This window comes from Listeria monocytogenes, assembly GCF_900187225.1.
GTDB classification, from domain to species: Bacteria; Bacillota; Bacilli; order Lactobacillales; family Listeriaceae; genus Listeria; species Listeria monocytogenes.
Genome location: NZ_LT906436.1, coordinates 587,857 through 612,999 on the forward strand (window position 1 = coordinate 587,857; position 25,143 = coordinate 612,999).

Genomic DNA, 25,143 nt, shown 5'->3' on the forward strand with positions numbered 1-25,143 from the left:
CATAATAAATTTAGTATACAGGAAATAGTTATTTTATAAAAGTTAGGATGATTAGTAAATGCCAGATTTTTCTTACGCAAAAATTACGAAACTCGTGGTCCATTTTGCTGGAAATAAAGCGAGAGAAGAAGGAACAGAAGTATCAGCGAATGTGCTCGCTGATATTGGTTCAGAAATGAATCAAACACTAGCTTCGATTTTCTTAGAGCCATTTAAAAAAGATGAATATTATCAATTTACACATGAAACAGATTTGGATTTTAATGAAGTTCGTACTTTTGCTGCGAATATGTTTGTCGCGGAGGAAGAATTTTTGGATGAATCCAAGAAGATTTTAGAGCATTTATACAGCGAAACAACCCACCCGAATATTAAAAGTGGCGATGTTTGGATTTTCTTTATTGAGGGTTGCGTTGTAGATGGTGATTTTACGAACGGCATCGGGATTTTTAAAGTCGAAAACAAAGAAGTCTTTCTTAAAAATGATTTTAACGGCAGAGAATTTCAAATTGGCTATGATAAAGGGATTACCGGGACAGATTTAGATAAAGGCTGCTTGATTTTCAATGTGGATCATGACACGGGGAATAAAGTGTTGATTTTAGACCGGCTTAACCGTGGCGATTCTGTTTATTGGAAAGATAAGTTTTTGAGCATTGATAAAATAACCGATGAAAAATTTTACACGGAAGGTTTTGTGGAAGTTTGTACGGATTATATTAAACAACGCGAGGAGTCGCTGCTTGATAAATCTAATTTCGTAAAAGCGACAACGGAATATTTAGCAGGCGAAGAGACGTTGAATATTGCTGAATTTGCTCGCACGACAATTGAAAAACCGGAAGAAATTACCGAATTTAACACGATGGTGGATACGTTCGAACGAGAAAATAATGTCCGGTTTCCAGAAACATTTCAATTAGATGAAGAAAAGCGCGAAAAACTATCGAAAAAAATACGTAAAACGATTAAGCTTGGCAAAAATATTTCGGTTGTCGTGAAGGACTTAGAACAATTAGAAGAAACTGATTTTGTCCAAGGATATGACGAGGAAAAAGGCAAAAACTACATGATTGTGTATTATGATTAAACGAAAAAACCGAGGATGCGGAATCCCCGGTTTTTGCTGTCTAAACGACGAACATAAAGTACAGTATAAACAGTACCATCATCACGTACATAATCGGATGCACTTCTTTGTAGCGTCCTTTAAGTACCATGGTAATTGGATAGAAAATGAAACCAATCGCAATACCAGTAGCAATAGAAAAAGTAAGTACCATCATTAAAATAACGAAAAAGGACGGAACAGCTACTTCAAATTTAGTCCAATCAATATGAGCGACATTACCAATCATTAAAATTCCAACGATGACAAGTGCAGGCGTCGTAACTGCACTGGTAATTACACCAAGAAGTGGCGAAAAGAATAACGACAGCGAGAAACAGATTGCGATAACAACGGCAGTTAAACCTGTCCGACCACCAACCGCAACCCCAGCAGTAGATTCTACATAAGAAGTAGTTGTTGAAGTCCCAAAAATAGCACCAAAAACGGTTGCAAGTGAATCCGAGAATAGTGAACGACCTGCACGCGGAATTTTGTTGTCTTTTACAAATCCAGCTTGAGTCGCAACTGCAACGAGCGTTCCGGCAGTATCAAAGAAATCTATAAAGAAAAATGTCAAAATAACAATTAGCATTTGCGGTGTGAAAATATCTGGCAAGTGAATAATTGCTTGACCAAATGTTGATTCCATACTTGGTACAGATGAAACAACTTGAGTCGGTACATCAATCAGTCCAAACAACATTCCAGCAACAGCGGTTGTTGCCATTCCAAAGAAAATCGCACCTTTCCAACCAATTGTCATGTAAGCAACAGTAACAACAATCCCGAAAACAGCCAGTAACACAGGACCAGAATGTAAGTCTCCAAGCGCTACAATAGTAGATTCATTTGGCACAATAATTCCAGCATTTTTAAGCCCTAAAAAGGCGATAAAAAAACCAATTCCTGCTCCCACTGCGAATTTTAGTTCCGTTGGGATTGCATTAACGATTTTTTCACGAAGTCCAGAAATGGTCAAACAAATGAACACTAAGCCAGAAACGAGAACACCAGCCAGCGCCGTTTGCCAAGGAATTCCCCACTGCGCACAAACGGTATAAGCGAAAAACGCATTTAGTCCCATACCTGGCGCAAGTCCAATCGGGTAATTAGCGATTAGCCCCATTGCAAGTGATCCTACAACAGAAGCTAGAATCGTTGCCACAAAAACAGCTTTTAATTCCATCCCAGTTGTTGCAAGCATGGATGGATTGACGAAAAGTACATAAGCCATCGACAAGAAAGTCGTAAGCCCCGCGAGTATTTCTGTCCGAACAGTCGTCTTGTTCTCGCGTAGTTTGAAAAATTTATCCATTAAAAAAAGCCTCCCTATTTATGTTGTCGCACATAACGGAAAGAGCCTAGGTAAAAAAGGGAATAATAAATAAAAATAGCAAAAAAATCCCTATTAAATTTTACAATAGCTCGTAGCCTGGCATTTTACGGTTGCCTGGTAGAAACGAACGGTCCATATTACCGAACTTATACGACTATATTATTGTAGCGGATTAGCCGATTTTTGGCAATACGTGTAAGAAATAAAAATTAAAAACGAACTTTTAAATAAATAAGTTTATACTTTTAAATAAATAAGGTATAATAAAAACAAATAATAGTTGGAGGTAAAAAAATGACTTATAAATTTCCAGAGAATTTTTGGTGGGGAAGTGCGGCATCCGGCCCACAAACAGAAGGCGCAGCAGATGTAGACGGCAGAAAACCAAGTATTTGGGATCACTGGTATAAAATCGAACCAGGTCGTTTCTTTAACGATGTGGGACCTACAAACACATCTAATTTTTACTATCAATATAAAGAAGATATTGCTTTAATGAAACAAACAGGGCATAATTCTTTCCGTACATCGATTCAGTGGTCACGTCTTATTCCAGATGGTATTGGTGAAGTGAACCCGAAAGCAGTTGATTTTTACAATCGGGTTATTGATGAAATGCTTGCAAATGACGTGGAACCATTTATGAATTTATATCATTTTGATATGCCAATGTCGATGCAAGAAAAAGGTGGTTTTGAAAGCCGTGAAGTAGTGGACGCATATGCTACATTTGCGAAAACTTGTTTTGAATTATTTGGTGATCGTGTGAAACATTGGTTTACTTTTAATGAACCAATTGTTCCTGTTGAAGCGGGCTATTTATACGATATGCACTATCCAAATGTGGTTGATTTTAAACGTGCGACTCAAGTTGCTTACCATACTACTTTGGCACATGCGCTTGCTGTTAAAGAATTCCACGCACTTGAAATTCCGGAAGGCCAAATCGGAATCATTTTAAACTTAACACCGTCGTATCCAAGAAGCCAAAATCCAGCTGATTTAAAAGCGGCTCATATTGCGGATCTAATTTTCAACCGAAGTTTCCTTGATCCGGTTACAAAAGGGGAATTCCCGACTGATCTTGTAGAAATTATCCGCGAACATGACGCGCTTCCAGAATATACGGAAGAGGATTTAGCGATAATTAAAAACAACATTATTGATATTCTTGGTGTGAACTACTACCAACCGCGTCGTGTGAAAGCGAAAGAATACGCGGCTCACCCGGATGCGCCGTTTATGCCAGAACACCTTTTTGATAATTATGAAATGCCTTACCGTAAAATGAATCCGTATCGTGGCTGGGAAATTTTTGAAAGAGCGATTTATGATATTGCGATTAATCTGCGCGACAACTACGATAATATCCCGTTCTTTATTTCCGAAAATGGTATGGGTGTGGAAGGCGAAAGTCGTTATCGTAACGCAGACGGAATGATTGAAGATACGTACCGAATTGACTTCATTAAGAGTCATTTGAAATGGCTTCATAAAGCAATTGAAGAAGGCGCTAACTGCCATGGTTACCACCTTTGGACGTTCATGGATTGCTGGAGCTGGGCGAATGCTTACAAAAACCGTTATGGCTTAGTGGAAGTTGATTTGGACAATGACTTCAAACGTACCGTGAAAGCATCTGGGCATTGGTACAAAGAACTTGCAGAAAACAATGGTTTTGAAGACTAAATGTGATAAAATAAAAGTATTATGTGTAAAGAGGTGAACTTCCGTGGCTCAGAACCAGACAAAATATAGCTTTATTGCTGAAGAAATCCGCAAAAGAATTATGAATCACGCCTATCCGCTTAATCAACCTATTCCTGATGAGATAACTTTGGCGAAAGAGTTTGATTGTAGTCGAATGACAATGAAAAAAGCGCTTGAAGTACTTGTACTTGAAGGCTTACTATACCGGAAACGTGGACATGGTACTTTCATTATCAAATCGGCGCTGGACGCGGACCGCTTGCAGATTCATAACCAAGAGGTAAACGGCTTCACTAAACTTTTGAATGGTAAGAAAGTTATTAGTAAAGTAATCGAGTTTAAAGTCATTTTTCCAACCGAAGAAATTGCAGAGCGCCTTCATATCGAAATGGAAACGCCAATCTATGATATTCTTCGTGTTCGGCTAGTGAAAGATGAACCATATGTATTAGAACACACGTATATGCCAGTTGGGGTTATCCCAGGCATCAATCAGCAAATTTTGGAAGGATCGATTTATTCGTATATTCAAGATGATTTGAACCTAAAAATCGCTAGTTCGTACAAACAAATTCGCGCGGATAAAGCGACGCTGCTTGATCAGCAATATCTCGACTGCGCTTCTGATGACCCAGTTGTTGAAGTAGAACAAACCGTGTATTTAAACAATGGTCTCGCGTTTGAATTTTCCAGATCGCGCCACCGTTATGATAAATTCGTTTTTACTACCGTGAATATCGCTAGACGATAAAATAAAAAGAAGCTAGAAAAAGTGAGAAATCATTTTATCTAGCTTCTTTTTTGAATATCTAAGCATTTTAGGTTCAATTCTATACAAAAGAATGGGATTGTTCACAAAATAGACATATTTACACGCTTGATAATAATTTAGGATTCTTATATAATATTTAACCCAATTACGCACAAATTTTAAATATAGTTCTACCATTTAAGCTATACGGAACTGTGGAAAGGAATAATATTACTCCTAGTATAAGATTATTTAAATAGTTAAAAGAAATCATTTTTGTTCACGAAATAGACATATTTCAACTCATTGATAATGTTTTTTGCCTAATATATAATTATTGAGCTCAATTAAGTGCTAGTATAGTACTCCTTTTGATAGGAGCGTGAGCAGTTAAAATGAGAAATTAGTTATATGAGGAGGGATAGTACTATGAAGAAAAAATACTTTCTTTGCGTATTCGCAGTAATATTATTTTTCACAGGTTTTCTTTTTGGAAATTCACCGGTGAATGCTGCTGAAACTGATACAAGCAATGTGACGTATAATTACATTAATATCAGCACATTAACGGAAACGCAAAAAAATAGTATTATCAAAGGAAATCCAAACGAGACACTTACGAATGATTATGAAAATTTTTCCTTTGTGTATCAAAAAAACACATCAGAACCAACTACAAATATAGATAATACTTCTGACAATAATAAAAATCAAAATGGGACACTATTAAAAGCGGGAGATGTTGGCGCAAATAGTTATTTAATCATCCTAGGGTTTATTTTATTCGGAAGTGGTATTGGACTTATTACATTGAAAAAAAGACACGCCAAACAGTTGCTAGTATTTCTTGTTGTCCTTGGCGGTAGTAGTTTGTTAGTCGGATCGATTGTCCAAGCAACAGAAAATAGTAACTTAAAAACCCAAGAATCTCAAACAGTTGCAAAAGGAACGAAAGAAACGAAACAACCCGAATCAATTGAAGGGTATACGTATGTAGGATATATACACACAAGTAAAAATAATACACCGCCCGTAGTTGGAAAAGGGACTGTAACTGTAAACTATCAGGATGAACAAGGAAATTCACTGGCGACTAGTGAAACACTCGAAGGCGACATTGGCCAACCATATCAGACTGCAACGAAAAATATTGAGGAATACCAATTAAAAGAAGTGAACGGAAATACAACAGGAACTTTTACAGAGAAAGCGCAAGTTGTTACTTATGTTTATCAAAAAGTGCCTGTAGCTACCGTAACTGTTAAATACCTCGATCAGGATGGAAACAAAATCCATGATCCACAAACAATTAGCGGTAATATTGGCGAACCATATGATGCTTCAACAGATAAATACAAATTACAAATTGATGGATACACATTAGATACAACGAAACTGCCAAACAATGCAAATGGTATTTTCACTAATCAAGCTATAGAAGTAACGTATATATATACGAAAGAAGCGCAAGATGTTAAAATAACAATTAAATTTGTTGATAGCAATGGGGATCCATTTGTTTTAACGGATTTAACAACTTATAAAAACGGCGATTTAGTACCTATTTATCCTAATTTAGATCAATATCATATGAGATTAAATTACAATCAACAAATTTATAATCAAGGTGAAGCAGTGCCTGATATTGTTATTCCAGCTAGAGAAGGGGAAACATATTCGTTACCGGAAAGAATGACCTTTAATATACTGGATAATCAAGGGAAACAAATCCCCTATGTTATTTCGCAAAATGCCGATTTCAGTAGTACTGGGATTGAGAGATGGGAAAACTACCAAAGTATACCAGCCAATCGCGAAGGAACACTGACTAGCGAAGATGTGGTGGTTACGTATCAGATACTTGTTTATGGAGTTTTGATTCCTGAGCCATAAGTAAATCAAATTATTCGATAATAAAAAAGCAATCTCGTCTAGAGATTGCTTTTTTAAATACGTTCTTTCCGTCCACGAAATGCCCTAATACTATGATTGAATACTTCCGAGAGCATTAATCCCGCTGCTATAGCGCCAGCAACCACTGTAACTTGAACAGAAAAGCCAATCGCTTCCGTATAATCACCTAACACAAAATTACGCACGGCTTGGTAAGCGAGGCCCCCGGGAACTAGTGGCACAATTCCTGGAACATTGAATATCGTAATCGGCATTTTTTTATGTTTCGCAAAAAAGTGACTCAGCACAGCGACCACAAAAGCTCCGGCTAGGGAAGATGCCCCCGTCCCAGAATCCATTTGCATTAAAGTCCAGTAAGCCATCCAACCAAATGTCCCTGTAATACCACAAGCATTCAGCGCTCTTTTTGGCACATTTGTAATAATTGCAAACGTTACAGTTGCAACATAACTCAGCACTAATTGAATAATAATAGTCCAAACTAAATCCATTATAGCGCCTCCTTTATAAGAAAAAGCGGAAAACAACCGCGATTCCAATTCCTATTGCACAAGAAGTAAGTAGCGCTTCCGTTCCGCGTGCCATTCCACTAAGCAAATGCCCAGCAAGTAAATCCCGAACTGCATTCGTAATCGGCACCCCGGGAACAAGCGGCATCACGCCACCAATGATCATCGTATCTAAATTAATACCCCAACCAACCGAAATCGTCAAAACAGCTAGGAGCCCAACACTTAATGAAGCTAAAAATTCCGCTAGAAACTTCACCTTCATAAAAATCTGCGTGTAGTAAAAAATAATAAAACCGATTGCGCCAATAATACAAGTTGGAATAAAATCAAACCAACCACCACCAAAAATAACCATCAACGAGCCACTAACTAGTGAGGCCGCAATAATTTGCAACCAAATAGGGAAGTAGCGAACATCTTTATCTAAATTAACGAGTTTTGTATGTAATTCTTTTAAGGAAATTCTCTTTTCAGCGAAATCCCTGGAAAATTCATTGACCATAGATACTTTTTCTAAATTAATGGTTCTTGTCGGAATTTGCTGTAATTGCACATTACGTTCTCCTTCAAGCGACATAAAAAGCCCAGTTGGCGTCACGAAACTAATTCCTTTTTTATTACTAGCGACGGTTGCAATGCGGTTCATTGTATCTTCCACGCGATACATTTCAGCGCCACTTTCCATCATTATTTTTCCTGCCATTAAGCATGTTTCTAGCAAATAATCTGTTGTTTCATTCGACATAACTAAGCACCTCCAACCCTTTATTCCTTCTCAATCGTAACGCAATCAAATCAAAAATTCTAGTGGAAAGGGTGCATTTTTTGAATTTGCGATTGTTTCGATGTGATTTGGGGTAAATATTTGATAGTATGGTAGATATAGAATCAGAAAGGATAAGGATTATTTTGGCGAATATTGAATATGAAATCATAGAAGAAATCGGCGTATTATCTGAAAACGCGCGTGGTTGGCGAAAGGAATTAAATAAAGTCAGCTGGAACGGCCGTCCACCTAAATATGATATCCGCGACTGGTCAGAAGATCATGAGAAAATGGGAAAAGGGATTACACTAACTGATGAAGAAGCAGAAGTACTAAAAAAACTGTTAGATTAAGGGCTGGTGTAAAGAATGAGAATGTTTGCTTATGATATTTACGAACCAATTGGTAGAAAAGATGAAGATACTTTTCCAGTGATTTTTGCTCTCCATGGTTTTGGGGGGGACGAGCTAGAAATGGCAGGACGACTAGAATTATTAATGGACCGATTTGTCGTTGTTTCCATGCGTGGAGACGTAGAATATGGTCCTGCTTACGGTTTTTATCATATGGTGACAGAAGGCGACCCCAACCCGAGAGAGGTAGATTATATAAGCTTACGTGTCGCACAATTTATTGATAAAATTTGTACTGATTACATTTCAATTGATAAAGAACAAGTTTTTCTTGCAGGATTTGATCAAGGCGCAGTTCTAGCGATATCCATTATGCAAAGCTATGGCGGTCAATATAAAGCAGCAGCCTTGTTAAGCGGACGTTTGCCGTATTATATGGAAGAAAGACCCGCTAACTTAATGTTGAAAGACAAACGTATTTTTATCGGTCACGGTATAGAAGATGCTGTCATTCAAATTTCTGAAGCAGATGACATCGCCCGACTTTTCGAGAAAATGGGTTGTCAGGTGGAGAAGCATCGTTATTTTATCGGTCACAATGTAAACGAAGCGGAAGAAGATGACTTATATAGATGGTTTGAAAGCTTTTTGCCAAACCAACCAGTGAAAAATAAATAAAAAACAGCGACCACGCTTGGTCGCTGTTTTTTAAATATCCAAAGTAAGAAAGAGCACTTTTAAATAATTCCCCTCAGGAAAGTTTTTATTAACTGTGAAATCTGCGGGTAAGGAATGGGTTTCCACAATTTTATAAGTACGATCGCTTGTTTGGAAGGCCTCCGCAATTAATTTTTTAAATGCTTTCATACCGAATCCTGCATAGTTTGTTGAAGCAATGATAGTGCCGTTTGGAGCAGTGATGTCAATGATTTCACGAAGCATAGCTGGGTAATCTTTCGCCGCTCGGAAAGTTACTTTTTTTGTGCGTGCAAAGCTTGGGGGATCGACAACAACTAAATCAAAAGTTAATTGTTTGCGCGCTGCATATTTGAAATAATGGAAAACATCTTCTACGATAATTGCTTGTTCGTTTGGATCAAGACCATTTACTTCTAATTGCTCTTTTGTCTTGCTGAGCGAACGACCAGCCACATCTACGCTTGTCGTTTTACTCGCGCCACCAAATAAAGCCGCTACCGAGAATGCCCCTGTATACGAAAATGTATTTAAGACATTTTTGGAAACAGAATAATCCTCACTAATTCTTCTCCGCACATCCCGCTGATCTAGAAAGATGCCTGTCATCCAACCATCATCTAAGTAAGTCGCATAATTAATGCCATTTTCTTTAATAATAAGTGGGAAAGTTGCTTTTTGACCGGCGACGAAATCGTCTTTTGTATCTTCTTGAAAACGTCTTTTTTCATAAATACCTTTTATTTCTGGGAAAGATAAGAAGATATCAATAATCATTTTTTGGAAAGCATAGATACCTAGGCTGTACCATTGGATTACGAGATAGCCATCGTAATAATCAACAGTGAAACCACCAAGTCCATCTCCTTCACCATTAAAAATCCGAAAAGCAGTAGTAGAGTCATCTGCAAATAGAAATTGACGTTTTTCGATTGCTGTAGTAATTAGGTTCGTTAAAAAGTCTTCATCTAGTTGCTGTTTCTTGTCCCAAGTGAAAAGCCAGCCGCTACCTTTATTTTGTTCTCCGTGGTATCCTCTTGCAATAAATTGACCATTCGTATCAGTTAATTCTAATACGTCGCCTTCTTGTAATTCTTTTGGCCATTTTTCCATTCGTTCTTTAAGAATGAGGGGATAACCTTCCTTATAGCCTTTTGTGAACTTAGGGAAAACTTTTACTTTTACCAGATTCTTCATCATGCACCGTCTTTCATTAAGATAAAATTTCCAACAAAAAACCTGTGAAGCGAACTGCTTGCTCCACAGGTTACTTTAAGTTATTAATTATACGCGACCGAAGCCAACTAGATATTTACCCCAGCCAGAGCCGTGGATGTTATCGTATTTAACGCCATTGTCTTGCGCGTTAATCATTTGACCATTACCAACATAAATACCAACGTGAGAAATTCCGCTACCATAGTCGAAGAATACTAAATCACCAGGTTTTGCTTGAGATTCAGAAATTCTTGTAGTGCTAGCATATTGTGCGCCAGATGTACGTGGAAGGGAGATACCCGCTTTAGCAAATACATATTTAGTGTAACCAGAGCAATCAAATGTAGTTGGTCCGTTACCACCCCATGAATAAGCTTTTCCAAGGTGTTTTTGAGCTTCAGCAATAATAGCACTTGCACTTGAATTGCTGTTATTGTTGGAAGAACCTTGATTAGCATTCGTATTTGAGTTTGTATTCGTATTAGTATTTGAGTTTGTATTAGTATTTTTAGATGGTGTATTAGTATTGTTTGTATTTGTATTTGTATTCGTTTTATTAGCATTTGTGTTTGTAGATGGTGCAGGAGCTGGTTTTGCAGCTTCTGTTGGTGCTTTAGGTGCTGTTTGTTGTTGCGTTGCTGTTTCTTTTTTCTCTGTAGTAGCAGTATTTGTGTTAGTATTTTCTTTAACTACTGGAGCTGCTTGTTTTTCAGCTGCTGGAGCTTCCGTTTTCACTTCTGCTTTTGGAGTAGCTGTGTTAGCAGTTTGTTTAATAGCAAGCTTTTGACCTACATAAATAGAAGAAGAAGATAAATTATTCCATGACATAATGTCTTGAACAGAAACACCGTATTTTACGGATAAAGCCCAAATAGTGTCACCGCTTTTGACAGCGTGTGTAGTAGCATTTTGATCTATTACTGGAGTTTCTTTCGTTTCTGCTACTTTAGGCGCAGGTGTAGTTGCTTGTGTAGTTTGTTTTACTTCAGTTTTTGTTTCTGCAACAGGTGCAGCTTGTTGAGTAGTAGTTTCTTTTTTCACTTCTTGTGTTGGTGCAACTGGAGTGCTTACTGCTTTGTCAGTTAAGTATTTACCGTTAACGAAACCAGTTTTTCCATCGTTGTAAGTAATTTTGTGCCAGCCGTTAGATTCGGTTGTTTCAACAGTTACTTTTGTTCCACCTTTGATGGACGTAATAATACTGTTATCAACACCAGCGCCAGTACGGACGTTTAACCAAGTTGCGCTAACAGATTTCTCTGTTTTTTCAGCAGCAGCAACCTCATTATTTACTTGTAATTTTTGACCTGGTACGATTTTATCTGTTGTTAAATTGTTTGCTTTTTTAATTGCGTCAACAGTAGTCCCTTTACTTTGTGCGATACCCCAAAGAGTATCACCAGCTTCGACTACTACAGTGCTTGCGGATGCGATTGTTGGAGCAGCAAATGCTGTTACCGCAATCCCAGCTGTAGCCGCGATAGTTGCTTTTTTCATATTCATAAAACTCCTCTCTTTTTTCAGAAAATCCCAGTACGTAATTAAGTATTTGAGAATTAATTTTATATTGATTAATACTAAGTTTACCCAGTTTTCACCTAAAAAACAAATGATGAGATAATAGCTCCAAAGGCTAAAGAGGACTATACCAACTATTTGTAATAATTCTGTAACAGTTGAAAAGCGAACGTGTATTCTTAGGGCTTGAGATGTATTGCTGGGTAAACCTTTATAGTGTAAGTGGGATGTGAACGTTAATCAACAACTTTCGCTATGGGAAACCTATTGTTTTTTGTTAATAGAAAAACTTAATACATTTGTAATATAAAAACCGGCAGTTTTTCCGTTCTTCGTGACTCGAAATGAATTGCCAGATGAGTTTATGGTATTCTATAATAGAAGGTATGGAGGATGTTATATAATGAGACAGAATTATGATGATCGAAAAATAGTGAAACAGTATCGAGAAATAGCCCGCCAAATTGTTAAAAAAGAGGGCTTATATAAAAATATGGATCAGGCTGAACTTTGTGAACAAACCAATTTTTGGCGCGAGAAGTTCAAGACAAAACCGATGACTGATCGAGATAAAATTAATATTTTTGCTTTGGCGAGAGAAGCAGCTAGCCGAATTATTGGTTTGGATGCGGTTGTAGTGCAATTAATTGGAGCGCTCGTTCTCGGCGATGGCAAAGTGGCAGAAATGAAAACCGGCGAAGGTAAAACATTGATGTCGTTATTTGTTATGTTTATAGAAGTAATGCGTGGTAATCGTGTACACCTTGTGACTGCCAATGAGTATTTAGCTAGACGTGATCGGGAAGAAATTGGACAAGTGCTGGAATATCTTGGTGTTTCCGTTGCGTTAAATGAATCTGGTTTAGACATAGCCCAAAAAAAGGCCATTTATACAGCAGATGTTATTTATGGAACGGCTTCTGAATTTGGTTTTGATTACTTACGCGACAATATGGTACGCCAAAAAGAAGATAAAGTACAAAGTGGACTTGATTTTGTTTTAATAGATGAAGCAGATTCAATTTTAATAGATGAAGCGAGAACGCCCCTACTTATTTCTGACCGTAAAGAAGAAGATTTGTCCCTTTATCATAAAGCGAATAAGCTTGTGAAGAAGATGATGAAAGATGATTATGAGATGGAAGAACATAAACGCTTTGTTTGGTTGAATGATGCAGGAATTGAGAAAGCCCAGAAGTTTTGGGGTGTCGAATCACTTTATTCCGCAGAGGCGCAGTCAGAACTTAGAATTACGATGCTTTTAATGCGAGCTCATTTCTTGATGCATAAAGATAAAGATTATGTGGTGCTTGATGATGAAGTATTAATTATCGATCCACATACTGGTCGTGCGCTTCCAGGCCGGCGCTTTAATGATGGACTCCATCAGGCAATCGAAGCAAAAGAGGGTGTTGAAGTAAAAGAAGAATCACGTACGCTAGCAACAATTACAATTCAAAACTACTTCCGGATGTATAAGAAAATTTCTGGAATGACAGGAACAGCTAAAACTGAGGAAGAAGAATTCCGTCAAATTTACAACATGGATGTCGTGGTAATCCCTACCAATTTACGTGTAAATCGGGAAGATATGCAAGATGACATTTTTTATACGAAAAAGGAAAAAGGGCGCGCGATTGTATATGAAGTATCGTGGCGCTATGAAAAAGGACAGCCAACTTTAATCGGAACTTCTTCTATTAAAAGTAATGAATGGATTAGTGGCTTACTTGATGCTGCTGGAATTCCCCACCAAGTATTAAATGCGAAAAACCATGCCCAAGAAGCGGAAATAATTGCCAAAGCTGGGAAACGCGGAATGGTAACTTTAGCAACGAACATGGCTGGTCGGGGAACGGATATCAAACTGGATCCAGATGTGCATAAGCTCGGTGGACTAGCTGTAATTGGGACGGAGCGACATGAGAGTCGTCGGATAGATTTACAGCTAATGGGACGTTCTGGACGACGCGGTGACCCTGGTTTCAGTAAATTTATGATTTCCTTGGAAGATGATTTGTTAGAGCAATTTGAAAGTAAAAGCTGGGAGAAACTTTCCGCGAAACTTAAACGCAAAGCGCCACGTGATGGGAAACCAGTTAATTCAAGGAAAATTCACGCTGTCGTTGTTGATGCACAAAAACGTCTAGAAGGAGCAAACTACGATATTCGTAAAGACTTGCTTTCCTACGATGAAGTAATCGATTTACAACGCAAAATGGTATATAAAGAACGCGATTTATTATTAGAAAGAAATAAACTTGGAGTATCTTCCGAAAAAATTCTACGTGAAGTTGCCGAATATTCATTTATCCATCCAAGTGATATTCCGGAAGAAGAGTTAGAAATTTATTATTCACGTCAAAAAGAATTGCTTGGCGGCACGAAATTCCCTATTTCTTTTGACCAAGTAACGCTAATGGAACCGAGAGAAGTTGTGGAAGAAATCGTATCTTGGCATAAAAAAGAACGCAATAAATTCCCGGCTGAGACGATTGCTGCAATAGAACGAGAAGTGTATTTGAATTTAATGGACCAAATGTGGGTCATGCATCTGGACGCGATGGTACAATTACGAGAAGGTATCCACTTGCGAGCATATGGACAACAAGATCCATTAGTCATGTACCAAAAAGAAGGGGCCCAATTATTTGAGAAATTCCAAGCAGACTATCATTTCTACTTCGCTCACGCCTTACTTGAACTTGATCCAGACGGCTTAATCCAAGGCTAAAATACAACTTGCGTCTGATTTTTTCCAAATTTATGGGTAATTTAGTGAGAACGAGGGTATTAATCTATATAATAGTATCAAACAAAAATAAATTTAGACAAAAGAGGGTGGTAAAGTGAAGGGGTCATTCACAAAGTTTAAACAATTTTTTATTGAAAACAAATTTGTACTAGGGTTACTAATTTTTCTTTTAGTAGCACTTGATATTTATGTATTAACTAAGATTGCCTTTATTTTTGATCCACTAATGGTAATTCTTAAAACCGTTGCTGCACCAATCATTTTAGCCGGGATATCTTACTATTTATTTAATCCTATCATTGATTGGTTAGAGAAACATAAGTGGAAGCGAGGTTGGGCGATTGCATTACTATACTTAGTGATTATCGGTTTACTCATTTTACTATTTAGTTTTGTAATTCCAGCTGTGAAAGATCAGATTGTTAGCTTGTTCAAATCATTCCCGGGGTATTGGGACCAAATCACACAGAAATTTGACGAGTTCAGTCGCTCGAGCTTATTTGACCAATTAAAAGATAAATTAAATACAAACATGAGCGATATCATGAAGACTCTCTCCACAAAAGGTACGTCTGTAATTAACAGTGCTATTTCAAGTATTGGTAGTATTGTTGGGACGGTAACAGAGGTTGTTTTAGCGATAGTAACAACGCCGCTTGTTTTATTCTACTTATTAAAAGATGGAAAAAAATTACCAGACTTCCTACTAAAAATGTTACCAGTAAATGGTCGTGCGCATACTCGCCAAGTGCTTGGTGAAGCAAACCACCAAATTAGTTCATATATTCGTGGACAAATTATCGTTAGCTTATGTATTGGTATTCTGTTATTTATCGGTTATTTAATTATCGGTTTACCGTATGCATTAACGCTTGCTATTATCGCAGCATGTACTAGTATTGTTCCTTATTTGGGACCAGCAATTGCGATTACACCAGCGATTATTATCGCGATTGTTACTTCACCTTGGTTATTAATTAAATTGATTATTGTATGGTGTGTTGTTCAATTACTTGAAGGTAAATTTATTTCTCCTCAAGTAATGGGTAAAACGTTAAAAGTACATCCAATCACGATTTTATTCGTTATTTTGGTAGCCGGAAATCTATTCGGTGTACTAGGCGTTATTTTCGCAGTACCAGGTTATGCGGTACTTAAAGTCATCGTAACGCATGTATTTATCTGGTTCAAACGAATCTCCGGACTTTACGGGGAACAACCTGAAAGTGAATATGTAGAAACACCAACGGAAGAAAAAGAATTATAAAATAAAAAACACTATTAGTTAGAAAATATTTTTCTGCTAATAGTGTTTTTTTGTCGTGTTAAAATTAATGTTCACAAAAAAGACATAATTTTTCTCTTTACAAGGTGAGAGTAGTAATAGCGCGATTTTTATGTAATATATATTACGAAAACGAATAAATAATATGATTTTATTCTCTTTTTTAATAAATTGTACATTGAATTGACGCATTTTTCATCATAATATGAAGCCAATGTACAAGGAAAGGGGAAACAAAAAATGATTTTCAAAAAAACATTAATTGTAGGATTAATTGGCATAAGTTCAGTCACACTTTTCGCACCATCTGCTTTTGCGGTAACTTCTGAGGGGGATTCAAAAGCAACTGTTAAATTTAAAGCGGGGACAGGCGTAGTTGACCCGGTTGATCCGGAAAATCCTACGAAACCAATTGACCCGCTAGATCCAAGTAATCCAACTGATCCAGGAACTGGAAATACTGGTTCATTAACATTGGATTATGTGTCATCAGTTAATTTTGGGGAACATGAAGTATCATCCACGGAACAAAGTTACTCCTCCACATCAAGAAAACCTTTCATCCAAATTTCTGACCGTCGTGGAACTGGAGCTGGTTGGAAAGTGACAGCAACCGCAACGGCTTTCCAAAATGAAGACGGCGCAGCTTCCCTATCAGGAGCGACACTATCATTTAAAAACGGAGAAACAGCATCTGCTAGCACCACAGCAACGACCCCAACGGCTGCTCAAACAGTTGAATTACCAACAGATGGAACTTCAATCGTGAGTGTTGTTTCAGCAAAAGAATCGGAAGGTATGGGAACATGGATTAATCGTTGGTTTGGCGCTACACCAAATGATACAGCTAGCTTAAATGACAACGTGAAATTAACGATACCAGCAGGAAGCGCAACACTTGGAGACCATGAAGCGACTATTACATGGACATTATCTGACGCGCCAGGAGTTTAAAAAATTTGCGTTTAGAATTCACTTCTAGACGCAAAATTTTTATTAAAGACGATGGAAGGAAGGTTTAATTGAAGAAAAGTTTTCTTAGTTTATTGTTCATTATTCCGTTATTAGTCACATGTGGCAATTTTACAGAAGCACAGGCGGCAGAAGGAGATGTTGGCTATTCTGTTCAAGCTCATATTCCTGCCAATCAAATTGATAAAAGACAAACTTATTTTGATTTAAAAATGCAGCCGAAACAAAAACAAACAGTAGAAATCGATGTATTGAATAGTTCAAATGAAGAAATTCAAGTGGAAGCAGCAATCAACTACGCATCCACCAATCGAACTGGTATTATTGATTACACAAAAAATGACCTTACGAAAAAAGATAAAAGTTTAAAATATCCACTTCCAGAATTAGCTGAAATACCAGACGACCAAAAACGCCTAACGATACCAGTAAATGGTAAAAAGACCGTCCAAGTGATGATTGAAATGCCAGCTGAATCGATTGATGGCGTTGTATTGGGCGCAGTAGAGTTTAAAAAGAAAAACACCAAAGAGACAAAGAAAACAAAAGGTGTCTCCTTAAAAAATGAATATTCCTATATTGTCGGCATGCAACTAGCTGAATCCGACAAACAAGTCAAACCACATATGAATTTACTCAGTATCAAACCGGCACTCCTCAACTATCACACAGCGATAGTTGCCAACTTACAAAACGATCAACCAGTCATTCTGGAAAACCTAAGTATTGATGCAAAAGTCTATCAACAAAATTCGGATAAATTACTTTACCAAACAAAGAAAGCAAATATGAAAATGGCGCCAAATTCCAATTTTGATTTTGGGATTGACTGGGAAAATCAACCTTTAAAAGAAGGCAAATACAGATTAAAAATGACTGCAACGAATGGCGTGGAAACCTGGACTTGGGACGAAGCGTTCACCATTGGTAAGGAAGGACAAAATTTAAATAAAGAAGCAGTCAACCTAGAGAAAACAAACACATGGCTTTACGTTGCAATAGCGGCGGGCGTTGTTCTGATTGCGCTAATAATTATTCTTGTAATCAGAAAACGAAGAAACAAACAAGAAAAATAAAGAAAGGAGCTGGCGAAGTGGCTTTCAAAAAATTAATACTTGTATTGACCATGGCGGCTCTTTTTCTTGGTTTAAAAATAGTGGTAGCGGCAGAAAATGAGCCTACTGATTTAGCGTCAAATGAAGCAATCGTGACTAATTTTGCAGATTTGAAAACAGCTATCTCCGAGGATAATGGGATTGATACGGTTTATTTAGGGGCAGACGTTGAATTGTCGGGTGGAATTATCATCCCAGCGACGAAAAAAACGTTTACTTTATCAGGAAAAAATCCAGCAACAGGTGAAATACATACTTTGACAGAAACAATGGCATCAGCTGGTGCGCAGAGCAGTGTGATTACAGTTAATACCAACACAGGTGCAAAAGAGACAACTTTAAAAGATATTAATGTTGTGGGGAAAAATTATTATGGAACTATTTCGGTTTATGGGGCTGCAAAAAACGTCGTACAAAACTATGAAAATGTTCACTATCAAGGTCCGCAAATGATTTATAATTTGAATGGAACGGCGAATTTTAAAGGAACCAATGATATAACAATAGCGTCCGTTGTATCTGGTTCTGCGGCACCAAATGAAGTCGCGGAAATTAAAGGCGTTAGTGCTTCTGGCAAATTGACTATTAATCATGCAAGCTCGAATGCGAATAGTGCTTTTTGGTTCGGTGGTGGAACGGCTGAAGTAAACACTTTTACAGTGGAAGAAAATGCGGATGTGACGATAATATCTAATGGGACTGGGATGTTTTATCGTTCAGGAACGAAGCCAGTTGATATAGATGTGAAAAAGAATGCGAAGTTAGACATTACTTCTAATAATAATATCTTCCGAGATACGCCGGGCGGAGCAGTTAAAATTGCTGAAGGTGCGGATGTAACAATGACAAAAACAGCTGGCGCGAATCCGCTTCTATGGTTGGCGGATGATGTTACCGTAAGCCCTGATGCTCGCTTTATCTTAAATAAAACAGGCGGAACTGGCTATATTATCCAATTTTATAATGCAACGGCGAAGTTAGATATAAATGATCCTCGGAGTTTTTTAATCGCGACAAATTCGAATACGCCGATGTTTTACTGGCCATATGCAAATACATTTAATTTAAGTGCGCAAATGGTGAATTACTGGGATACGGCTGGAACCATTGATCGAACGGATTTACCAGCGCAAAGTTTTAGTTTACCAGACGGGGGAAATGTGCTGGGAAGTTTGACGTACACAGGGACAACGACAAAAATTTTGTCAACGAATGCGGGGATGACACCGACTAATTTTAATCAAAACACCGCGCGAATGATTGCGATGGGGCGACTCGAGGGAACGATAAATCCTGTGACAGACGCAGATAATGAAATTGTAGGAACAGCGACACCAAACGCTTTTATTAGCATTTCATACACGGAAAATGGGGAAAACAAGGTTCTAGAAGGACAGTCAAATGACGCGGGAACTTATCGAATTGCTATCCCAAATGGTTTTATCAAGCCATACATTAAATTGACTACAACCATCAAACAAGACCAAAAAAGGATAACATTAGATGATGTAACTGTAGAAGATGTTACTCCGCCAAGTGGTGATGCCGTTACACAAATTATACAACTTGGAGATCCATTTCCAGATGTAGCCGAATTAGTAACAAATATTTATGATCATTCCGATAATACGTCTGGAGCGGGGGTTACAACTACTTTACAAAGCGCGCCTGATACTAATGTATTTGGGCCCGCGGAAGCCATTGTTCGTTTAGAAGACAAGGCGCATAATCACGTTGATATCCGTGTACCAGTTTTTATTAAAGATGATGCGACAGAGATACAAGATGGCAAAGCGTTACGAGCGGCGGATTTTTCCGTGAATGTAAAAGATATTAATGAGCTTAATGATGCCGAACTAGAGCAATTCATTTTAACCAAATCGGGAGCAAAAGCATTCCAAATCGAAACTGGCGAGGATCTAACCACGGATGTGAAAGTAGCTAGCACCAATTTAAAAAAAGAGACAGGCACCTACACAGCAACGATACAAATTGGCGGATTAACGAAAGAGATTGCGATTCAGGTCACGGGTGAGCTTAAATTTAATCATGTGCCAGAAACGATTTCTTTCGAAACAATGGGGCTTAATCAACAAAAAAATATTGCTAAACGAAATGCTGACTTTGATTTATCTGTGCTTGATTCAAGAGGAGCAGGCGACAATTTTAGCGTAACGGCAGCTATTAAAGCACCGCTAACTTCCACGGCAAATTCAGCGCATACTTTGCCAAATGGACTCATTTTTATTGATAATGCTGGTGAGAAAAAAATCCTTTCTGATGAACCAATCACCATTTTTCAGTCGCAGTCAGCTAGTGACATGATTGTTCCGATAGAATGGGCAGAAGACCGAGGGATTTTGGTGGAAGTAGATGCAGCGGAGGCTTATGTGGATGAAAGCTATGAAACAACAATCGAGTGGACTTTGACGGATGCTCCGTAAAAACCTGTTAGCGAAAGTTAACAGGTTTTTTGGTATTATAAGTCCTTTGTTTTTCTAAATGTTGTAGTTTCTCGTATAATAGCGTTAAGTAATTTGCGAAAGGTGGGATGGAAAGAATGACTTCTGTAATGTGGTTTCGGAGAGATCTTCGAGTAAATGATAATAAAGCCCTCTATCATGCTTGTAAAGAGGACGATTTGCTTTTGTTATTTCAAGTAAATCCAGCACAGTTCATCACAGGAAGTCCTAGCCACCAAGCTTTTTTTGCAAGTGTGGCTCATTTTAAGCAAGAAGTTGATAAAACCGCGCTTTTACAAATCATGTTTGGTGAACCGGTAGAATGCTTAAAACAATTAAAAGAAACGCTACCAAGCTGGGATAAAGTTTATTTCAACCGCGATGAAACAGGTTACGGAGCAGAGCGGGACGAAGCGGCGAAAACTTTCTTTGACGAACAAGAAATAGAGGTTCAAGCCTTCCACGACAGCTACCTTCACTCAGCAGAAGAAGTAAAAAAATCCCCCACAGAATACTACAAAATCTTTACCCCTTACTATAAAAAATGGCGTGAAGAAATAAAAGAAACGCCGTTCAAAGTGACTTTAAAGGCAGATAATATACGAAAAGAAAACTTATTTCCAAAATACGAAGAACAGTTTGCCGAAATGACTTGCGATTTGCCGATATTAGATTCTGGTGAAAAAACAGCGAACACAAGACTCGCGAATTTTATTAAACACGATGTTGCTGACTATGACAAAGCGAGAGATTTCCCAGAACTGGATAAAACGAGCCATTTATCACGCTATTTACGGACAGGAGAAATCTCGGTTCGGACGATTTGGCAGGCACTTCAAGAAAACGAAGCTACAGAAGGACGAGCCATATTTGAAAAAGAGCTTTGTTGGCGTGACTTTTATAATATGATTTATGTTTCTTTTCCTAACCAAAAAAACGAGCCTATCCAAGAAAATTATCGTTTTATTGAATGGGAAAACAACCGTGAATTTTTCAAAGCGTGGCAAGATGGAAAGACTGGTTTTCCGCTCGTTGATGCAGCGATGCGCCAGTTGAAAGAAACTGGTTGGATGCATAATCGATTAAGGATGGTTACGGCCTCCTTTTTAACGAAAGACTTGCTGATTGATTGGCGATTTGGGGAAAAATATTTTCAACAAATGCTGATTGATTATGATTCTGCGAGTAATATTGGTGGCTGGCAATGGGCGGCTTCGACTGGAACAGATGCGGTGCCATACTTTAGGATTTTCAACCCAACGACACAATCACAAAAATTTGATCCGACGGGGAAATTTATTCGAGAATACGTAAAAGAATTAGCGAATTTACCTGATAAATTCATTCATCAACCAGAAAAAATGTCAGAAATAGAGCAGAAAGAGCATGGTTTGCTATTAGGAAAAGACTATCCATTTCCGATAGTTGACCATAAAGAACGGCGGAAATTAGCCATTGCACGCTACGAGTTTAGCAAAGAGCATTATAGGGGAAATATATAGACAATGAGTCAATCATTTAATTAAATGATTGATTTTTTTGTGGCAGTATTCACAAAGAATAAGTCTTGAGCAACCTTCTAGGAGTAGGAACTCGGGTATGTTAAAATTCATTTATCAAGTGATAAGGGGGAATCACAATGGCACAATTTTTAAAGCTATTTCTAACGAGTGCAGTAGTTTTCTTGGTTTTTGATCTTTTTTGGTTACTCGTAGCTTCTAAAAAAATGTATCAACAATTTATTGGGGATTTAATGGGGGATGTAAGACTTGCTCCGGCAGTTATTTTTTATTTTATTTATGTTGTTGGAGTTACTTTTTTCGTGTTACTTCCTGGGACGGAAAAAGGAAGTTTAGGTTATACGATATTAGCCGGCGCGCTATTTGGCCTAGTTTGTTATGCTACGTATGATTTGACGAACTTAGCGACATTGAAGGATTGGCCGATTACGATGACCATTATTGATCTTGTTTGGGGAACAGCTGTGACGACTGTGACTTCGGTCATTGTTTACTTTATTAATTTGCATTTCTTCTCGGGAGCAGGTTCCTAATGATGGAGTCTGAAAGCAAACGTCTATTACAAAGTATGCTGAACGGGGCGGCAGAAGTAATTAGTAAAAAAGATGAGCTCAATCGAATTAATGTTTTTCCCGTAGCTGATGGCGATACGGGTAGTAATTTAGCTTCTTTAATGCAAGCGATTATTGATCATGTTTCTCCAAGAGAATATTCAACTAAGGAGTTACTGGAAGAAGTGGCTAGCGCGGCGCTCATCGGTGCTCGTGGCAATTCTGGGATGATTTTTGCGCAATATTTAAATGCCGTTGCAGAGAGTTATCATCACATCGAATCTACTTTTGATGGATTAGTTATAGCATTTCAAAAAGCGGTTCATAAAGCTTATGAAGCCTTGTTAGATCCAAAAGAAGGAACTATTTTGTCTGTGATGAAGGCGTGGTCTGAGGAGCTTGCTGGCACATACGAACAGGAGCGTTCTTTCCAACAATCACTTTTAAATGCACAAATAGTTGCGGAGAAAGCCTTGATTAATACAGAATTTCAAATGCCGATTTTACGAAAAAACCGATTAGTGGATTCTGGTGCGAAAGGGTTTTATTACTTTATCGCCGGACTTACAAATGCTTATTGTGGTAAAGCGATTTCTGCACCCGTTCGTTTTATGGAAGTAGAGCAAACAGCGGAACATATGCATGTTGAAACAAGCGAGCCGAAATATCGTTATTGCTCGGAATTTATTATCAAACAAGCGACTATCTCACATCAGCGTTTACAGGAAGTTCTCGCTTCTAAAGGGGATTCCTTAGTAATCGCAGGTAATGAAAAACAAATAAAAATCCATATCCACACAAATGAACCAAAAGAAGTTTTAAGCCTCATGGCAGCATACGGCATGATGACTTATCAAAAAGTAGATGATATGCGTCTGCAATATGAAGTAACGAAAAAACCGCGGGCAAAGATTGCTATTGTGACGGATTCGATAGCTGATTTGCCAGAAGCATTTTTACTGGAGCATCAAGTGCATGTGTTACCAATGAATATTTTAGCGGGAGATGAGAATTTTCTCGATAAATTGACGGTTGGCCCGGACATGATGCAAGAAAAACTAAGAAAACAAACTAAAATGAGCACAGCCCAGCCAACGATTCGAACGGTCGATGCCTTATTATCATTTTTAGAAAATAAATATGAACACGTGCTTGTTATCTCTGTTGCGGCGAAATTAAGCGGAACTTATCAATTAATCAAACAGCGGATAAAAGCGCGGGAGTTGTCCTCGGACTGGATACGTGTAATTGATTCTAAATTAAATTCGGTCGCGCAAGGAATTTTAGTGAAACAAGCAGTAGAACTAGTGGAATCAGGTAAATCATGGGAATCTATTTATCCTGAAGTGGAACAAATGATTGAGCGGACCTTTATTTATGTGGCGGTTGCAGATTTGTCGCCGATGGTGCAGTCTGGCAGAATTCCACGAGTGTTAGGAAAGCTTGCACAGAAATTATCACTCTATCCGATTGTGAGTTTGGACGAATCCGGGGATGGCAAATTGATAGGCGTATCGTTTAGTCAAAAACAAAGTATGAAAAAAATCATTAAAAAAATAGCAAAATTACAGCTGAAAGAGCTGGCGATTACACATGTTTCTTCAAGAGACAACGCGGCAATTTGGCAGAAGCAACTTGAAAAAGAAACTGGAAAGATCAGCTACTTAGTGGATAGTTCAGCAGCCATTGCGATTAGTGCTGGACTCGGAAGTGTCGCAGTCGCGGGGATTAAAAAGGAGGAAACGATATGATGTATTGGACAGTAGCACTCGCTTTACTTGTTTACTTTATACTCTGGTTTATTATTTCAAAAATAAAAGGAAAATATTCGCTCGTTGATATTGCGTGGGGTGGCGGCTTTGTTGTTGTAGCATGGACTGGATTTTTAACGACATTTAGTGTGACGACACAAAGTATAACCATTCTTATATTAGTTACATTATGGGGTGTTCGTTTGTTTTGGCATTTAGCGCGCCGGAATTGGAACAAACCAGAAGATTATCGCTACGTTAATATGCGCAAACGCTGGGGAACGACATTAGTTAATTTGAAAGCCTTCTTAAATGTCTTCGTGTTGCAAGGTGTTTTATTATTTATTATTGCTTTACCGATTACACATAGTTTTGCTAATGAAACAGCGACATTCGCTTGGTGGCAAATCCTTGGTATTGTTATCTGGATTATTGGCTTTATTTTTGAAGTCGGTGGCGATTTGCAATTAGAAAACTTTAAAAAGAACCCGGTAAATAAAGGTAAATTACTAACTTCAGGTTTTTGGTCGGTCACACGGCATCCGAATTATTTTGGAGAAGCACTTAGTTGGTGGGGTGTATTTTTAGTTGCCTTAACGCAATTAACAGATTTATGGCTGATTACTAGCCCAATTGTTATTACTTTACTATTACTATTTGTTTCTGGTGTTCCGTTACTTGAAAAAAAATATCAAGATAGAGCAGATTTTCAAGCATATGCGAACAAAACGTCAAAATTTTTCCCGTTTATTGGTAAAAAAGGTCTGTAAAAAGTAGTGATTTCATCTTACTAATGCTATTAATTGCTATTTGCATGAGAGAGCGAGTAAAATGAAAGATAGGTACG

20 protein-coding genes and 1 riboswitch are annotated in these 25,143 nt (G+C 37.9%); of the genes, 15 read left to right on the plus strand and 5 right to left on the minus strand.

Annotated elements, in window-relative coordinates; translation table 11 throughout:
* The first annotated feature begins 58 nt into the window (after nucleotides 1-58).
* Entirely contained in the window at nucleotides 59-1,090 is a 1,032-nt protein-coding gene (locus CKV70_RS02925; RefSeq protein WP_003721366.1) for a nucleoid-associated protein, read from the plus strand.
* A 40-nt stretch (nucleotides 1,091-1,130) separates the two neighbouring features.
* Here CKV70_RS02925 and CKV70_RS02930 read toward each other — a convergent pair whose 3' ends face one another.
* Nucleotides 1,131-2,426 carry an NCS2 family permease gene (locus CKV70_RS02930; RefSeq protein ID WP_003721367.1) on the minus strand — a complete coding sequence of 432 codons (1,296 nt, stop codon included), beginning with the start codon at nucleotides 2,424-2,426 and terminating at the stop codon, nucleotides 1,131-1,133.
* A 93-nt stretch (nucleotides 2,427-2,519) separates the two neighbouring features.
* Nucleotides 2,520-2,621, minus strand: a riboswitch (purine riboswitch).
* 120 nt (nucleotides 2,622-2,741) lie between these two features.
* On the opposite strand from CKV70_RS02930, the gene CKV70_RS02935 reads away from it, so the two are divergent.
* The 3 genes from CKV70_RS02935 to CKV70_RS02945 all read left to right on the plus strand — a co-directional run bounded on the left by CKV70_RS02935 (nucleotide 2,742) and on the right by CKV70_RS02945 (nucleotide 6,801).
* A complete protein-coding gene (locus CKV70_RS02935) occupies nucleotides 2,742-4,136 on the plus strand; it encodes a glycoside hydrolase family 1 protein (RefSeq protein ID WP_003721368.1) in 1,395 nt (464 codons plus the stop codon).
* Nucleotides 4,137-4,179: 43 nt separating this feature from the next.
* Nucleotides 4,180-4,908: a GntR family transcriptional regulator gene (locus CKV70_RS02940; protein WP_003721369.1), complete on the plus strand. Its 729-nt coding sequence runs from the start codon at nucleotides 4,180-4,182 to the stop codon at nucleotides 4,906-4,908.
* Nucleotides 4,909-5,337: 429 nt separating this feature from the next.
* Nucleotides 5,338-6,801 carry a MucBP domain-containing protein gene (locus CKV70_RS02945; RefSeq protein ID WP_014601749.1) on the plus strand — a complete coding sequence of 488 codons (1,464 nt, stop codon included), beginning with the start codon at nucleotides 5,338-5,340 and terminating at the stop codon, nucleotides 6,799-6,801.
* Nucleotides 6,802-6,854: 53 nt separating this feature from the next.
* Here the strand turns inward: CKV70_RS02945 and CKV70_RS02950 are convergent, their stop codons facing one another.
* Both CKV70_RS02950 and CKV70_RS02955 read right to left on the minus strand, forming a co-directional pair.
* Nucleotides 6,855-7,313: a threonine/serine exporter family protein gene (locus CKV70_RS02950; protein WP_003723383.1), complete on the minus strand. Its 459-nt coding sequence runs from the start codon at nucleotides 7,311-7,313 to the stop codon at nucleotides 6,855-6,857.
* Between the two features lie 13 nt (nucleotides 7,314-7,326).
* Nucleotides 7,327-8,079: a threonine/serine exporter family protein gene (locus CKV70_RS02955; RefSeq protein WP_003723384.1), complete on the minus strand. Its 753-nt coding sequence runs from the start codon at nucleotides 8,077-8,079 to the stop codon at nucleotides 7,327-7,329.
* Between the two features lie 164 nt (nucleotides 8,080-8,243).
* Here CKV70_RS02955 and CKV70_RS02960 point away from each other — a divergent pair, with 164 nt between their 5' ends.
* Nucleotides 8,244-8,453 (plus strand): YdbC family protein, encoded by a 210-nt coding sequence (locus CKV70_RS02960; protein WP_009925352.1) that lies wholly within the window; start codon nucleotides 8,244-8,246, stop codon nucleotides 8,451-8,453.
* Between the two features lie 21 nt (nucleotides 8,454-8,474).
* Entirely contained in the window at nucleotides 8,475-9,131 is a 657-nt protein-coding gene (locus CKV70_RS02965; protein ID WP_003732650.1) for an alpha/beta hydrolase, read from the plus strand.
* Nucleotides 9,132-9,161: 30 nt separating this feature from the next.
* On the opposite strand, the gene CKV70_RS02970 is transcribed toward CKV70_RS02965, so the two are convergent.
* Nucleotides 9,162-10,346, minus strand: coding sequence for a class I SAM-dependent rRNA methyltransferase (locus CKV70_RS02970; RefSeq protein ID WP_012951274.1), 1,185 nt, complete (start codon nucleotides 10,344-10,346; stop codon nucleotides 9,162-9,164).
* An 87-nt stretch (nucleotides 10,347-10,433) separates the two neighbouring features.
* On the minus strand, nucleotides 10,434-11,864 hold the full coding sequence (locus CKV70_RS02975; protein ID WP_014600574.1) for an invasion associated endopeptidase: 1,431 nt from the start codon (nucleotides 11,862-11,864) through the stop codon (nucleotides 10,434-10,436).
* A 424-nt stretch (nucleotides 11,865-12,288) separates the two neighbouring features.
* On the opposite strand from CKV70_RS02975, the gene secA2 reads away from it, so the two are divergent.
* The 9 genes from secA2 to CKV70_RS03020 all read left to right on the plus strand — a co-directional run bounded on the left by secA2 (nucleotide 12,289) and on the right by CKV70_RS03020 (nucleotide 25,066).
* A complete protein-coding gene (gene secA2, locus CKV70_RS02980) occupies nucleotides 12,289-14,619 on the plus strand; it encodes an accessory Sec system translocase SecA2 (protein ID WP_014600575.1) in 2,331 nt (776 codons plus the stop codon).
* Nucleotides 14,620-14,734: 115 nt separating this feature from the next.
* Nucleotides 14,735-15,907: an AI-2E family transporter gene (locus CKV70_RS02985; RefSeq protein ID WP_003723390.1), complete on the plus strand. Its 1,173-nt coding sequence runs from the start codon at nucleotides 14,735-14,737 to the stop codon at nucleotides 15,905-15,907.
* A 258-nt stretch (nucleotides 15,908-16,165) separates the two neighbouring features.
* Nucleotides 16,166-16,879, plus strand: a complete 714-nt coding sequence (locus CKV70_RS02990; RefSeq protein WP_003732646.1) for a WxL domain-containing protein — start codon at nucleotides 16,166-16,168, stop codon at nucleotides 16,877-16,879.
* A 68-nt stretch (nucleotides 16,880-16,947) separates the two neighbouring features.
* Entirely contained in the window at nucleotides 16,948-17,973 is a 1,026-nt protein-coding gene (locus CKV70_RS02995; protein ID WP_014600577.1) for a WxLIP family cell surface protein, read from the plus strand.
* A 17-nt stretch (nucleotides 17,974-17,990) separates the two neighbouring features.
* Nucleotides 17,991-20,456: an urease accessory UreD/UreH family protein gene (locus tag CKV70_RS03000; protein WP_014600578.1), complete on the plus strand. Its 2,466-nt coding sequence runs from the start codon at nucleotides 17,991-17,993 to the stop codon at nucleotides 20,454-20,456.
* Between the two features lie 116 nt (nucleotides 20,457-20,572).
* Nucleotides 20,573-21,976, plus strand: coding sequence for a cryptochrome/photolyase family protein (locus tag CKV70_RS03005; protein WP_014600579.1), 1,404 nt, complete (start codon nucleotides 20,573-20,575; stop codon nucleotides 21,974-21,976).
* Between the two features lie 137 nt (nucleotides 21,977-22,113).
* On the plus strand, nucleotides 22,114-22,527 hold the full coding sequence (locus CKV70_RS03010; RefSeq protein WP_009912062.1) for a DUF2177 family protein: 414 nt from the start codon (nucleotides 22,114-22,116) through the stop codon (nucleotides 22,525-22,527).
* Between the two features lie 2 nt (nucleotides 22,528-22,529).
* Nucleotides 22,530-24,296 (plus strand): DAK2 domain-containing protein, encoded by a 1,767-nt coding sequence (locus tag CKV70_RS03015; protein ID WP_077346032.1) that lies wholly within the window; start codon nucleotides 22,530-22,532, stop codon nucleotides 24,294-24,296.
* Nucleotides 24,296-25,066 carry a DUF1295 domain-containing protein gene (locus CKV70_RS03020; protein WP_022741820.1) on the plus strand — a complete coding sequence of 257 codons (771 nt, stop codon included), beginning with the start codon at nucleotides 24,296-24,298 and terminating at the stop codon, nucleotides 25,064-25,066. Before CKV70_RS03015 ends, CKV70_RS03020 begins: the two co-directional genes overlap by 1 nt.
* Nucleotides 25,067-25,143: the final 77 nt, after the last annotated feature.

What these genes read in the sequence shown, in the direction of transcription:
- CKV70_RS02945 (WP_014601749.1), top strand. Translation starts at nt 5,338, where the DNA reads ATGAAGAAAAAATACTTTCTTTGCGTATTCGCAGTAATATTATTTTTC.
- CKV70_RS02975 (WP_014600574.1), bottom strand. Translation starts at nt 11,864, where the DNA reads ATGAAAAAAGCAACTATCGCGGCTACAGCTGGGATTGCGGTAACAGCA.
- CKV70_RS02965 (WP_003732650.1), top strand. Translation starts at nt 8,475, where the DNA reads ATGTTTGCTTATGATATTTACGAACCAATTGGTAGAAAAGATGAAGAT.
- CKV70_RS02935 (WP_003721368.1), top strand. Translation starts at nt 2,742, where the DNA reads ATGACTTATAAATTTCCAGAGAATTTTTGGTGGGGAAGTGCGGCATCC.
- CKV70_RS02930 (WP_003721367.1), bottom strand. Translation starts at nt 2,426, where the DNA reads ATGGATAAATTTTTCAAACTACGCGAGAACAAGACGACTGTTCGGACA.
- CKV70_RS02970 (WP_012951274.1), bottom strand. Translation starts at nt 10,346, where the DNA reads ATGAAGAATCTGGTAAAAGTAAAAGTTTTCCCTAAGTTCACAAAAGGC.
- CKV70_RS02955 (WP_003723384.1), bottom strand. Translation starts at nt 8,079, where the DNA reads ATGTCGAATGAAACAACAGATTATTTGCTAGAAACATGCTTAATGGCA.
- CKV70_RS02950 (WP_003723383.1), bottom strand. Translation starts at nt 7,313, where the DNA reads ATGGATTTAGTTTGGACTATTATTATTCAATTAGTGCTGAGTTATGTT.
- CKV70_RS02990 (WP_003732646.1), top strand. Translation starts at nt 16,166, where the DNA reads ATGATTTTCAAAAAAACATTAATTGTAGGATTAATTGGCATAAGTTCA.
- CKV70_RS03010 (WP_009912062.1), top strand. Translation starts at nt 22,114, where the DNA reads ATGGCACAATTTTTAAAGCTATTTCTAACGAGTGCAGTAGTTTTCTTG.
- CKV70_RS03020 (WP_022741820.1), top strand. Translation starts at nt 24,296, where the DNA reads ATGTATTGGACAGTAGCACTCGCTTTACTTGTTTACTTTATACTCTGG.
- CKV70_RS03005 (WP_014600579.1), top strand. Translation starts at nt 20,573, where the DNA reads ATGACTTCTGTAATGTGGTTTCGGAGAGATCTTCGAGTAAATGATAAT.
- CKV70_RS03015 (WP_077346032.1), top strand. Translation starts at nt 22,530, where the DNA reads ATGGAGTCTGAAAGCAAACGTCTATTACAAAGTATGCTGAACGGGGCG.
- secA2 (WP_014600575.1), top strand. Translation starts at nt 12,289, where the DNA reads ATGAGACAGAATTATGATGATCGAAAAATAGTGAAACAGTATCGAGAA.
- CKV70_RS02925 (WP_003721366.1), top strand. Translation starts at nt 59, where the DNA reads ATGCCAGATTTTTCTTACGCAAAAATTACGAAACTCGTGGTCCATTTT.